At 73.6% G+C, this 13296-nt stretch carries 9 protein-coding genes; 5 read left to right on the top strand and 4 right to left on the bottom strand.

Translation table 11 applies throughout. From position 1 onward, the window contains the following. Positions 1-108 precede the first annotated feature (108 nt). The gene (locus K3N28_RS13285) at positions 109-2970 is read left to right on the top strand and encodes an AAA family ATPase (RefSeq protein ID WP_228093017.1); all 2862 of its coding nucleotides are present in this window, start codon (positions 109-111) and stop codon (positions 2968-2970) included. Positions 2971-3177: 207 nt separating this feature from the next. Here K3N28_RS13285 and K3N28_RS13280 read toward each other — a convergent pair whose 3' ends face one another. The 3 genes from K3N28_RS13280 to K3N28_RS13270 form a co-directional block, all read right to left on the bottom strand. Continuing rightward, positions 3178-3564 (bottom strand): type II toxin-antitoxin system VapC family toxin, encoded by a 387-nt coding sequence (locus tag K3N28_RS13280; RefSeq protein WP_228093016.1) that lies wholly within the window; start codon positions 3562-3564, stop codon positions 3178-3180. Continuing rightward, complete coding sequence (locus tag K3N28_RS13275) at positions 3561-3815, bottom strand: hypothetical protein (RefSeq protein ID WP_228093015.1); 255 nt, start codon at positions 3813-3815, stop codon at positions 3561-3563. Before K3N28_RS13275 ends, K3N28_RS13280 begins: the two co-directional genes overlap by 4 nt. A gap of 103 nt (positions 3816-3918) precedes the next feature. Continuing rightward, positions 3919-5301: an MFS transporter gene (locus K3N28_RS13270; RefSeq protein ID WP_228093014.1), complete on the bottom strand. Its 1383-nt coding sequence runs from the start codon at positions 5299-5301 to the stop codon at positions 3919-3921. Positions 5302-5481: 180 nt separating this feature from the next. Between K3N28_RS13270 and K3N28_RS13265 the strand changes: the two genes are divergently transcribed. After that, positions 5482-6084, top strand: coding sequence for an NADPH-dependent FMN reductase (locus K3N28_RS13265; protein ID WP_228093013.1), 603 nt, complete (start codon positions 5482-5484; stop codon positions 6082-6084). Between the two features lie 356 nt (positions 6085-6440). After that, the gene (locus K3N28_RS13260) at positions 6441-9170 is read left to right on the top strand and encodes an AAA family ATPase (RefSeq protein WP_228093012.1); all 2730 of its coding nucleotides are present in this window, start codon (positions 6441-6443) and stop codon (positions 9168-9170) included. A 450-nt stretch (positions 9171-9620) separates the two neighbouring features. On the opposite strand, the gene radA is transcribed toward K3N28_RS13260, so the two are convergent. Then, the gene (radA, locus tag K3N28_RS13255; protein WP_228093011.1) at positions 9621-11027 is read right to left on the bottom strand and encodes a DNA repair protein RadA; all 1407 of its coding nucleotides are present in this window, start codon (positions 11025-11027) and stop codon (positions 9621-9623) included. A gap of 106 nt (positions 11028-11133) precedes the next feature. Here radA and K3N28_RS13250 point away from each other — a divergent pair, with 106 nt between their 5' ends. Together K3N28_RS13250 and K3N28_RS13245 are read left to right on the top strand one after the other, a co-directional pair. Beyond that, a complete protein-coding gene (locus K3N28_RS13250) occupies positions 11134-12012 on the top strand; it encodes an HAD family phosphatase (protein WP_228093010.1) in 879 nt (292 codons plus the stop codon). Between the two features lie 34 nt (positions 12013-12046). Further along, positions 12047-13066, top strand: coding sequence for a LacI family DNA-binding transcriptional regulator (locus tag K3N28_RS13245; protein WP_228093009.1), 1020 nt, complete (start codon positions 12047-12049; stop codon positions 13064-13066). Positions 13067-13296: the final 230 nt, after the last annotated feature.

The following is a 13296-nucleotide window of genomic DNA, read 5'->3' as shown; positions in this document are numbered from 1 at the left end:
ACCAGGTGGCGGCCGTCCCAGGTCATCCCAGTCGAATGACAGATGCGAGGTGTCGGGCCCCCTGGCTACCCTGGAGGAGTCCCCGGTCGTCCTGAGGATGGAGCCGCCGTGAAACCCACCGCCGACACCGCGCGCGCCCGCCAGGACACCGCGCCTCCGCGAAGCACCGCGCATGCGCCCGGCAGGACCGAGAGCGTCGCCTGCGAAGGCGGCGCTCCGTCATCGTGCGAGGAGTCCGTCCACACCGGCCGCCCGGTCCTGTACGGCCGCGACCGGGAGCTCGACTCGATCCAAGCGCTCCTCGACGGCGCCCGCGTCGGCCACGGCGGCGCGCTCGTCGTCCGCGGCGAACCGGGCATCGGCAAGTCCGCGATCGTCGACGCCGTGATCCCCCGCGCCGAGGGCTTCACCGTCCTGCGCACCCTCGGCGTCGAAGCCGAGCACACCTGGTCGTACGCCGGCCTCCAGATGCTGCTGCACCCCCTGCTCGGCCGCCTGGACCGCCTCCCCGCGGCGCAGGCCGAGGCCCTGCGCACCGCGCTCGGCATGGGCGACGGCACCGGCCGCGCCCACGCCCTCCAGGTCGGCCTGGCCGTCCTGAACCTCCTCGTCGACGCCTCCGCGAAGCGCCCGGTGTACGTCGTCATCGACGACGCCCACTGGCTCGACCGCGACTCGACCAACGCGCTCCTGTTCGCCGCCCGGCGGCTCTCGACCGAGTCGATCACCATGGTCCTGGTCGTGCGCGACGGCTTCGCCCCCGACTTCCCGGCCCCCGGCATCCCGGAGCTGACCCTCGGCCCGCTCGACCTCGACGCCTCGCAGGCGATCCTCGACATGCGCGCCGACGAGATCCCCTACACCAGCCGCGACTGGATCCTCCGCATGTCCGAGGGCAACCCGCTCGCGCTCCTGGAGCTCCCGGCCGCCGACAACGAGGAGTCGCTGCTGCGCGCCGACACCTCCAACAGCCGCTACTCGACCACGTCGCGCATCAAGCAGGCGTTCACCGAGCGGATCATCGCCCTCCCCGAGGGCACCCGCACGATCCTGCTGCTGGCCGCCGCCGAGGAGACCGGCGAGACCGCCGTCATCGCCGAGGCCGCCGCGAAGCTCGGCGCGAGCGTCGCCGACCTCGGACCGGCCGAAGTGGACGACCTGGTGCGGTACCACCGCGGCCGGATCGAGTTCGTCCACCCGCTGATCCGTTCCACCGCCTACCACTCGGCGCCGCGCGCCCGCCGCATCGAGGCCCACCGGGCCCTGTCCGAGGCGTTCGGCGACGGCGACATCCGCGCCGCCCGCCACCTCGCCGCCGCCACCACCGGCCTCGACGAGAAGGCCGCCGCCGCCCTCGAGTCCATCGCCTCCTACGAGGCCGAACGCGGCGGCTGCGTCGCCGAGATGGCCGCCCTCGAACGCGCCGCGAGCTTCACCCCCGACCCCTACCACCGGGCCCGCCGCCTCGTGGAGGCCTCCCAGACCGCTTACGCCGCAGGCATGACCGGCAAAGCGGTCGAGCTCGCGGAGGCCGCCGAGCGGCTCACCGACGACCACGTCCTCCTCGCCCGCACCGCCCTCATCCGCGCGACCATCCTCTCCTGGGCCGGTCACTCCAAGGGCTTCGACGTGTGGATGGAGTCGGCCGAGCACTACGCCGCCACCGGCCACGAGAACACGGGCTACCCGCTGCTGCGCGGCGTCTGGAACGCCTGGGAGACCGGCGACTTCGCGAAGGTCAAGTACGCGTCCTCGCTGGCCTCCAAGTACGGCGGTTCCAACAACGCGTGGGTGCGCCGCCTCGCCCGCGCCGCCGCCGGCCTCAACCGGCAGCCCGACGACACCGCAGGCGAGGCGGTCGACGCGCTGCGCTCGCTCTACGACTACTACCAGCCCCTCCACGAGGACTTCCAGGCGTTCGACCAGGTGCTGGCGGCGCGCTGGCGGTTCCTCGCCGGGGACGTCCCGGCCGCGTACCAGGCGGCGGCCGAGCAGGTGCGGGCGTGCCGGGAGCGGGGGGCGATGAGCCCGCTCGTGCAGGCGCTGCTGGTGCAGGCGCAGACGCAGTTCCACTACGGGCGGTACGCGGACGCGCAGGCGTCGGCCTCCAGCGCGATCGAGCTGGCGCACGAGCAGAACGACCGCCGGGCGCTCATGCAGGGCCGCATCTGGGTGCTGCTGCCGATCGCCGCGATCCGCGGCGAGGAGAAGCGCTGCCGCGAACTCGTGGCCGCCGCGATCGAGGACGCGCCCGAAGACTCGGTGATCCCCGCCGACACCGCCCTGGGCCTGCTGGAGCTGGGGCTCGGCCGCTACGAGGCCGCGTTCGAGCGGCTGCTGCGGATCGCCGAGGGCGTCACCCCGATGGAGGTCCTCACGCAGGTGCCGACGCTCGTGGAGGCCGCGTTCCGGTCCGGGCGGCTCGCCGAGGTCAAGGAGGCCTTCGACTGGTTCGCCGACTGGGCCGACGCGACCGGGCGCTCCTACTGGGAGGCCCTGGTGGAGCGGTGCCGGGCGCTCATGGCGACCGAGGCCGAGGCCGGGGCGCACTTCGCGCGGGCCGTGGAGCTGCACCACGCCGACGACATCGACCCGTTCGAGCGGGCCCGCACCGAGCTGGCGTACGGCGAGTGGCTGCGGCGGATGCGCCGCATCAACGAGGCCCGGGCGCACCTGCGCGAGGCGACGGAGGTGTTCGAGCGGCTCGGCACCGTGCCGTGGACCCAGCGCGCCCAAGGGGAGCTGCGGGCCGCGGGCGACTCGACGGCCGTGGAGGCGAAGCCGGACCTGGCCGAACTGCTCACCCCGCAGGAGCTGCAGGTGGTGCGCCTCGCGGCGGACGGCCTGACCAACCGCCAGATCGGCGAGCAGCTGTTCGTCAGCCCGAGAACGGTGGGCTACCACCTCTACAACGCCTACCCGAAGCTCGGCGTCTCCTCGCGCACGGAACTGGCGAAACTGGACCTGTAGGGCGCGCGGACCTCGGCATGTGCGGGGAATCGACATGTCGTCATGCGCGCTTCGACACTGGCCGAATGCGACGGCCACTGGTACGCGGTCATGGCCGAGGCCGAGAACGGCGAGTGCCCGTCATCTCTGCGACTGCGTCGAGATCGCCGGGCCGACTCCCGCCGCGATCGCGGCAAGGACCTCGAGGAGCGGCGGTTCGCGGCGGCCTCAGCGGTAGAGCCGGAGCTCCACGGTCCGCACCTGCCGCTCGAGTGTCGCGTCGGTCGTCGCGAGCGGGCATTGCAACTGCTCGGCCAGAGCCACATAACTGGCGTCGTAAGGGTTGAGATGGTCCCGCAGGTCCCACGCCCGCGGGCCGGTCACCGACTCGGGATACCGGAGGAACGACAGCGATTCCTTGACCAAGAGCGCGCCTTCGCCGCGTACTGGGCTGATCCTGCCGCCGAGGAGGAGCCCGCGCAGCGCACTGCGGAACTCGTAGTCGAGTAGGTGCGGGACGTGCAGTTCGAGCCGGGCGAGGTCGTCGAGAAGCTCGGGCGGCGGGCGCTGACCGGTCGTGGCCTCGACGAGGGCCGAGTTGTCGAGCACGATCACGCTTCGCGGATCTTCCGGACCTCGTCGAGGATGTCCTCGCGACTCGCACCGCCGCCGAGCGCTTTGAGCGCCTCGAGGCGCTCGCGCAGGTCGTCCGCCGTCGGGCGGGCGACCGCATCGGTCAGGATCTGGGCGGCATAGGCCGACAGCGACTGGCGGGAGCGGGCCGCCCGAGCCTTGAGCTCGGCGACGACCTCTTCGTCGAGATCGCGCACTTGCAAGTTTTTCGCCATCTGCGTCTGCAGGAGCATGCCTCGCCGTACCAATTCGCATGTGCAAGATGCGGCACATGCGAATTGGGTGTGTCTCGATCGTAGCGCGATCGTCGGGCCGCCGTCCGGTCTTGCCGGTCGCTCAAGCGGAGGGCGGGGTCTTCCACGGCTTCGTCGTCGCCTGGAGCGCCGCGCCCAGGAGCAGGATTCCGGCGATCGTCCACGCCGACAGCCGGTAGCCGTCCACCGGCGTCGTCCCCAGGCCCCACATCAGCGCCGCCACGACCGGACCGAGCGAGGTGCCGATCGTCCGCGTCGTCGCCATGAACGCCCCCGCCGTCCCGGACTGCTCCGGCGGCGCCGACGCCAGCAGCTGCGTGTTCATCGGCGTGTTGAAGACCCCGAACGCCAAGCCCAGCACCGCGATCCGCGCGCCCAGGTCGACCAGGCCGGTCGAGGCGTCCACGAACAGCAGCGGCGCGATCGCCGCGACCACCAGCCCGGCCCCCGCCAGGGAGACCCGCCCGGGCCCGAACCGGTCGGCCAGCCACCCCGCCAGGGGCGTCATGAGCCCGACCCCGCCGATGAACGTCAGCATCACCGTCGACACCAGCTCCGGGCGCACCTGCTGCACGTCCGTCATCAGGAACGGGATGCTGAAGTTCAGCAGGCCCGTCACCGCCGACAGGAGCGTCAGCGACAGCAGCGCCCCGGCGATCACCGGTGAACGCACCAGCGCCACCGTCGGCCCCGAGGAGGGCTGCCGGATCCACACCGCCGCCAGGGCGACGCTCGACCCGAACGCCGCGAGCGAGATCCACGGCGCGGAGTCCAGGTACTCGAAGGCCAGCAGGAACGCGGCGATCGCCCCGCCGGAGGTGGCGGTGTCCACCAGGAGCGCCCGGTCCGGCCGCGGCAGGCCCGTCCCGTTGCTGGGCACTGTCAGCGCCAGGCCGGCCACGGCGACCGCCGACAGTGCGGCGAACACCCAGAACAGGCCGCGCCAGTCGAACGCGGCGATGATGAATCCGCCCGCGCCGACCATGCCCATGCCGCCGATCGTCATGAGCAGCGCGATGACCGACATGGCCCGGCCGCGCTGGTGCGCGGCCGCCGACGTGACGATGATCCGCCCGGTCATGCCGAACAGGAGTCCGCCGAGCAGGCCGCCGAGCGCCCTGGCGGCCAGCAGGAGCGGGAAGGTCGGGGCGAGCGCCGCCCCGACCGAGCCGATCATGAGCGCGCCCATGGAGAACACGGCGACGGCCCGCAGGTCGGCGCGGTCGGCCAGCCGGCCGGCGGCGATCGCGACCGCGCCCATCGGGAGGGCGTACGCGAGCAGGACCCAGGCGGTGGCCGCCTCGGTCACGGCGAACTCGGTGCGGATCGGCGGGAGGCCGACGGCGAGGCTCGACATGCCGCCGGCGACGACGAGCTGCGCGAACCCGACGGCCAGGATCGCCGGCCACCGGGTCGTCGCGGCGGGTGCGGGTGCGGCCTCCAGGGCCGCTGCTGCGGTAGACATGGGCGCAACGCTAAGAGGGAGGCGACCGGCGCGGCATCTGCTCGGCGACCGGTCCGACCGACCGGCCTTCAGTCGCCGCGCGGTCCAGTCGGCGTCCAGTCGGTCGACAGATGTCGCCCCCGTCGGACCGTTCGTAGCTTCGACCTCCTCAACCGCGAAGTCCGAAGGAACGGAACCACCATGAGCGACACACTCAACCTCGGCGTCATCATCGGGTCGACCCGCGAGGGCCGCTGGGCCCCCGTCCCCGCGAAGTGGATCGCCGGCGTCGCCGAGCGGCACGGCGGCTTCGACGTGGACCTGATCGACCTGCTCGACGCCGACCTCCCGCAGCACATGAGCGAACGGGACATGTGGTCCACCGACGGCGAGCTCTCCGCCCCCGTCGCGGCCCTCTCCGAGCGCCTCCACCGCGCCGACGCGTTCATCGTGGTCGCGGGGGAGTACAACCTGTCGATCCCGGCGGCCCTCAAGCACGCCATCGACTTCTACATGAACGAGTGGGCCGCCAAGCCCGTCGCCATGGTCACCTACGGCGGCAAGATCTCCGGCGGCCAGAACGCCGCCCAGCACCTGCGGCAGATCTTCCCCGAGCTGCGCACCATGACGATCCGCAACTCGATCGCGTTCCCCCGCTTCTACCAGCACTTCGACGAGCGCGGCGAGTTCACGAAGTTCGAGGAGCACGAACCGGCCGCCAAGACGCTGCTCGACGAGCTGCACTGGTGGTCGCGGGCCCTGGCGAACGCGCGCGCCGCGACCCCGATGCCGAGCCCCTTCTAAGGCCGGCGGCGACACCGGGGGCCTCCGCGCCCGTGGGGCCGGTCGCCTCCACGAACGCCGACCCCGTTGCGGCGTCGGCGAAACGGCGACGCCGCGCCCTGGCGCGCCGGCGGTCGTTCCGCGACGGCGACCGGCCCGGACGGACCCGGCCCGATCCCCCGGACCGGGGGCCGGCCGCCGGGAGGTGCGGTCCGGACGGCCTCGACCCGATTGCCGAGACCGGGGTCGGGTGGCCGGGCGGTCCCCTGCCGGGGCCGCGCACGGACCGGCCCGCGGTCCGACCCTCCTGGTCACTTCGTCCTAAGACCCGGTCCGCGGACCTGGCGATCCCGAACGGCGACGGTACCGTTGGTCGCGTGCTGTACGGACGCGACTTCGAGACCGCCGCCCTCGCCGACCGCCTGGCCGCCGCCCGGGCGGGCCGCGGCTCGGCGCTGGTCGTCCGCGGCGAGGCCGGGATCGGCAAGTCGAGCCTGGTCGCCGCGGCCGCCGAGACCGCCGACGACTTCACGGTGCTGCGCTGCACCGGCGTCGAATCGGAGCACGCCTGGTCCTTCGCGGGCCTCCAGGCGCTCCTGCTGCCCCTCGCCGGGCACCTCGAGGCCGTCCCCGAGCACCACGCGTGCGTGCTCTCGCGGGTCCTCGGCCTGGAGGCGGCCCCCGACAAGGGCGCCCCGCCCGGCGATCTGCGGTTCACCGTCGGCCTGGCCGCACTGAGCCTCCTCACCGAGGCCGCCGCGCACCGGCCCGTCCTGTGCATCGTGGACGACGCCCACTGGCTCGACCCGGACTCGGCGGCCGTCCTCCTCTTCGTCGCCAAGCGCCTCGCGGCCGAGTCGGTCGCGATGCTGCTGACCGTGCGCGAGGGCTACGCCCCGGACTTCCCCACCCCCGGCCTCGACCAGCTCGTCCTGGGGCCCCTGGACGACGAGGCGGCCGCGTCGCTCCTCGCCGAACGCCTCCACGGGCTGCCCCAGCCGGCCAGGAACCAGATCCTCCGCTCCGCCGAAGGCAACCCGCTCGCGCTGCTCGAACTGCCCGCCGTCGACTCGGACGCGCGCATGGCCGTCGACTGGACGTCGGGCACGGCCTCGACCACGAGCCGCCTCAAGCACGTCTTCGGCGACCGCATCGAGCGCCTGCCCGAAGCGACCCGGACGCTGCTGCTGCTCATCGCCGCCGACGACGGCGGCGACACCGCCCTCGTCCTCGACGCCGCCGCGAAGCTCGGCGCGCAGCTCACCGACCTCGCCCCGGCCGAGGCCGACGAGCTCGTGCACTACGGCAACGGCCGCTTCACGTTCGGGCACCCGCTCATCCGCACCGCCGCCTACCAGGGCGCGCCGGTGTTCCGCCGCATCGAGGCCCACCAGGTCCTCGCCGACGTCATGGAACCGGACGACCCCCGGCGCGTCTTCCACCTCGCCGCCGCCGCGACCGGCCCCGACGAGGCCGTCGCCGCCGCCCTGGAGGCCTCGGCCGCGTGCGGCGCCGGCTGCGGCGGGCACGCCTTCGAGTACACGGTGTTCGAACGCGCCGCCGCCTTCACCCCCGACGCCGCCGAACGCGGCCGCAGGCTCCTTCGCGCCGCCGAAGCCGCCGTCGCGGCGGGCAACGGCCCCAAGGCCCGCGAACTACTCGTGCAGATCAGACGGTACACAGAGGACCGCGGAATCCTGGCCCGCGCCACCCTGGTGGCCGCGCAGGTCGCCGCCTGGGAGAACGACGTCCGCGAGTCCTACCGGCTCTACATGGAATCGGCCGACCACTACACCGCCGCCCAGCCCGACGCCGCCGGGTACCCCCTCTTCCGCGCCGTCGAACTCGCCTGGCAGGCAGGGGACTTCTCCCGCGCCGAAGTCGCCGCCGAACACGCCGAACGCCTCGGCATCGAGCACTCGCCGTGGGTGCGCGACCTCGCCACGGCGACCGCCGGCTTCAACCGCTCCTGCACCGTCACCATCGCCGAATCGGTCGCGGCCCTGCGGCGGCTCATCGACATCCACGTCGGCTTCGGCGAGTCGGTGACCGCCGAGAACCGCGCGATGGTCGCCTGGTGGCAGCTCCTCATCGGCGACATCGACGCCGCCGAGCAGACCGCCGCCGAGACCGTCCGGCTCGCCCGCCAGACCGGCGCTGCCGCGGCCCTGCCGCGGGCACTCGTCCTCAACGGCATCACCGAATTCCGCAGAGGACGGTGGCGCGACGCCGAGGCGCTCGCCGAGAACGCCATGGACCTCTCGGTCGAACTCGGGCAGCGCATCGGCCCCGTCAAGGCCCGCGCCCACCTCCTCGCCATGACCGCCGCCTACCGCGGCGAGGAGGAGCGGACCCGCTCGATCATCGAAGCGGCCCAGGCCGACTCGCCCGGGGACACTTCGGTCGCCATCGACACCGCGCTGGCGCTGCTCGACTTCTCGCTGGGCCGCCACGAGGAAGCGCTGGACCGTCTGGCGGGCCACCTCGAATCGAACGCGCCGGGCGATGCGCTCACGCTGGTGCCGGTGGCCGTCGAGGCCGCCGTCCGCACCGGCGGGGTCGAACGCGTCGCGGACGCCTTCGACTGGTTCGTCCAGTGGGCCGAGGCGAGCGGTCAGGCGCATCTGCAGGCCCAGGTCGAACGGTGCCGCGGCCTGCTCGCGGGCGACCAGGAGGCCGGGGTCCACTACGAGCGGGCCGCCGCGCTCCACAAGGAGGACGACCGGTTCCCGTTCGAGGCGGCGCGGACCGATCTGCTGCTCGGGGAGTGGCTGCGCCGGGCGCGGCGCGTGAACGAGGCCAAGAGCCGGCTGCGTTCGGCGGCGGCGGTGTTCGAGCGGCTCGGCGCGGAGCCGTGGACCGAGCGGGCCCGCCGGGAGCTGCGCGCGGCGGGCGACGCGGGCCCGGTGGCGGCGGCCCCGGATCTGGCCGACAAGCTCACCCCGCAGGAACTGCAGGTGGTGCGCCTCGCGGCGGCGGGCCTGAGCAACCGCGAGATCGGCGAGCAGCTGTATCTCAGCCCGCGGACGGCCGGGTACCACCTGTACAAGGCCTACCCGAAGCTCGGCGTCTCCTCGCGCAACGACCTCGCCAAACTGGGCCTCTGATCTGCCGCGCCGCTGACCTGCCGGGTCCCTGAGCGGCCCGGCGCGATCGGCCGCACGTCGATCCTCAGTACGTCGACCGGTGCGCGGGCACGCCGGCGACCGCTGGGGGCCTCGGGTCGGGCCCCGGTGTTCCACGGCGCCCGAGGGGTACGACAATCCGGCGTTCGGCGCCCCCGAGGCGCCGGTCACACACCGTCGACAGTGGCCGATCACGCCGGTCCGCGGCAGCGGCGGCCCCGGCCGTGCCGGGACCGGTCGCCGAGGCCCGCGCCGCGCCGGGTCTCGCGAAGGGGATGGCCACTGCCCCGGCCGAGTCGCGCGGGGGCGATGCCCGGACGTCAGCGCTGGGCCTCCCGAGGAGACGGCGCCGACCGGATCCGAGGCTCGCGAGGGCGATCGTGCCGGCCCGTGCAGGGCGACGGCCCGGGCGTCAGCGCCGGCCGATTCCGCTCAGCCTCTCCTCGCCCAGGTCCTCGCCGCCGCTCGCTTCGCGTCGTTGATCGTCTCCACCTCGACGACCTCGATCCCCCGGTGCCGCTCGGCCACCGATCCCTTCGGGACGATCGCCGTCTTGAAGCCCAGCCGCGCCGCCTCGCCGATGCGCCGGTCCGCGTTCACCGTCCGCCGCACCTGGCCCGTCAGGCTCACCTCGCCGATCGCGACCAGGTCCGCGCTCACCGCGATCTCCTGCTCCGCGCTCACCAGCGCCAACGCCAGCGCCAGGTCCACCGCGGGCTCGCGCACCCGGATCCCGCCGATCGTCGTCGCGTACACCTCCCGGTCCAGCAGCCGCATCCCGCCGCGCCGCGTCAGCACCGCCAGCACCATGTTCAACCGCGCCTGGTCCAGACCCGACACGGTGTGCCGCGGGATCGCGCCGTCCTTCACCGACTTCCCCAGCAGCGCTTGCACCTCCACCGGCACCGCCCGGCGGCCCTCCATCGTCACCGTCACGCACGTGCCCGGCGTCGGCTCGGTCGGCGCGTCGTCCAGGAACAGCCCCGACGGGTCGGCCAGCGAGATGATGCCGTCCTCGGTCATCTCGAAGCACCCGACCTCGTCGGCCGGCCCGAAGCGGTTCTTCACCCCGCGCAGCAGCCGCAGCATCGAATGCCGGTCGCCTTCGAAGTGGACCACCGTGTCGACCAGGTGCTCCAGGGCCCGCGGCCCGGCGATGCCGCCGTCCTTGGTGACGTGGCCGACGAGGATCACCGCCATGTCGCGCGCCTTGGCCTCCGCGGTGATCGCGCTGGCGACGGCCTTGACCTGCGTGACCCCGCCGGGGACGCCGTCGGTGTCGGGGGCGATGACGGTCTGCACGGAGTCGAGGATGAGCAGCGAGGGCTTGACGTCCTCGACGTGGCCGAGCACCGCGCCCAGGTCCGTCTCGGCCGCGAGGTAGAGCTCTTCGGAGAGGCACCCGGTGCGGTCGGCGCGGCGGCGCACCTGCGCGGCCGACTCCTCGCCGGTGGCGACGAGCGCCCTGCCGTACCCGGCCTCGCCGAAGCGGTGGGCGACCTCGAGGAGCAGCGTGGACTTGCCGACGCCGGGCTCGCCGGAGATGAGCGTGACGCCGCCGGGGACGAGGCCGCCGCCCATGACGCGGTCGAACTCGCCGATGCCGGTGGGCAGGCTCGCGGCCTGCGCGGCGGAGACGGTGCCGATGCGCATCGCGGGCTTGGCGGGCCGCCGCGCGCTCGGTGCGGCCGAGCCGCCGCCGCCGACGCTCTGGCGCGGCGGGGCCGCCGTCTCCTCCATCGATCCCCATTCGCCGCAGTCGGGGCACTGCCCGACCCACTTGGGGACGCGGACGCCGCAGGCGCCGCAGGCGTAGGCGATTCGCTGGCTCTTCGACATGGCGCCAGCCTACGGCGCGGCGCCGACATTCCGAGGTCGCACGGCCCGGCGCATCGGCTGCGACAAGTGGTCGAAACGGGGTTGTCCCGCTGTTTAGACTGGCGGCATGAACGCAGCGGAGCCGATCAGCGGCTCATCGGCACTCTCGCTCGAACCGGACGCGCCGGTACGCGCCATCGGGGCGCAGGCGCGGCCCGGCGCGGCCTTCTTCGACCTCGACAAGACCGTGATCGCCAAGGCCAGCAGCCTCGCCTTCTCGCGCCCGCTCTACCAGGGCGGCCTGCTGGCCCGGCGCGACGTCCTCAAGGTGGCCTACTCCCATCTGCTGTTCCGGCTCGGCGGCTCGGGCGACGAGGTGCAGATGGCGCGCACCCGGGACCAGATCGCGCAGCTCTCGCGCGGGTGGCCGGCCGAAGAGGTCAGGTCGATCGTGAACGAGACCCTCGAAGAGCTCATCGCCCCGTCGGTGTACGCGGAGGCCGCCGCGCTCATCGAGGCGCACCGCTCGGCGGGTCGGGCGGTCGTCCTCGTGAGCGCCTCCGGTGAGGAGATGGTCGCGCCGATCGGGCGGATGCTCGGGGCGACCGACGTCATCGCCTCGCGGATGAAGATCGGCGACGACGGCCGGTACACCGGCGAGATCGCCTTCTACGCGGCGGGGCCGGCGAAGGCCGAGGCGCTCAAGGAGTTCGCGGTCGAGCGGGGCGTCGACCTCGACGTGTCCTTCGCCTACTCCGACTCGATCACCGACGAGCCGATGCTGCGGGCCGTCGGCTACCCGCGCGCGGTCAACCCCGACCGGGGCCTGCGCCGCCTGGCGCAGGAGGAGGGGTGGCCGCAGCTGGCGTTCCGGCGGCCGGTGGCCCTGCGCCAGCCGCTGCCGAGGCCGAACCCGCTCGCCGTGGCCGCCACCGGCGTCGGCGTTGCCGCTGTGGCGTACGTTGTCTGGCGAGTGTGGAGGGAACGGCGGCTCCGGACCGCTTGAGCAGCGCTTTCCGCAGATGGGTAGCCTCAGCGGGATGGAACGCAAACAACCGGCCCGACTGGCCGATGTCGCCCGAGCCGCCGGCGTCTCGGTGGCCACCGCCTCTCGCGTGCTCAACGGCTCCCCGCACCGGGTGAGCGACCAGCTCAGCGAGCGGGTCCGCGAGGCGGCACGCCGGTTGCGCTACGCCCCCAACGTGGGCGCGCAGGTCCTCGCGCGCGCCACCTCCCAGACGGTGGCCCTGCTCCTGCACGACGTGACCGACCCCTACTTCGGGCAGATCGCCGGCGGGGTCCTCGCCGAGGCCGCCCGGCGGAACGTGCGGGTCCTCATCGCCGACACCGGCATCGACCCCGACTCGGAGGTGCAGCACCTCGACTCGCTGCGCGGCTACCGGCCGCGCGCGGTGATCGTGGCCGGTTCGCGGACCACCGACAAGGCCGCCGAGCAGCGCCTCTCCGAGCACCTCTCGGACCTGCTGGAACTGGGCGCCACCGTGGTCAGCGTGGGCCAGCCGGGCCTGCCCGGGCGCGTGGTGCGCCCGGCCAACCGCGAGGGGGCCGCCTCGCTCGCGCGGTACCTGGCCGATCTGGGGCACCGCCGCTTCGCCCTGGTCGCCGGGCCCGAGCAGCTGCAGGTGGTGCGCGAGCGCCGCGAGGGGTTCCTCTCGGCGCTGCCCGAGGAGGCCGAGGTCGTCCACGTCCCGGCGGCGTTCACCCGCGACGGCGGGTACCGGGCCGGGCAGGCCCTTCTCGACGGTGACCGGCTTCCCACTGCGGTGTTCGTCACCTCGGACGTCCAGGCGACGGGTCTGTGCACGGCCCTGCGCGAGGGCGGGGTGAGCATCCCCGAGCAGGTCTCGGTCGCCGGTTTCGACGACATCCCGATCGTGCGCGACCTGACGCCCTCGCTCACCACGGTCGCCCTGCCGCTGCACGACATGGGCGTCAAGGCCCTGGAGGCGGCCCTGGTCGAGGACGAGGGCTACCCCGAGGAGCTCCTGGTCGACGCCGGGCTCATCGAGCGCGACTCGACGGCCCGACCGCACGCCTGAGCGCCGCGGACCGCCCTCCGAAGACCATTTCCCGAGACGGGGCCGCCGCGGTCCCGTCCTTCGGCGTGCCCGCGGATGTGTGCTTTCTCAAGCGCATGTAACGGTCTCGAAACATTGATGCCCGGCAATCCTGGCGGCCACGCGGTAAGCTCCATAGATCAAGGACGTTCTATATAGTGGGACGTCGATCGATATGCCGGCGTGAACCGGGTCTCATCCGAGCCGCGGCA

Origin of the sequence: Glycomyces sp. TRM65418 (genome assembly GCF_019710475.1) — a bacterium.
GTDB lineage: Bacteria > Actinomycetota > Actinomycetes > Mycobacteriales > Micromonosporaceae > Glycomyces.
The sequence above is the reverse complement of the archived record's forward strand: the minus strand, read 5'-3'. Positions and strand labels throughout refer to the sequence as shown.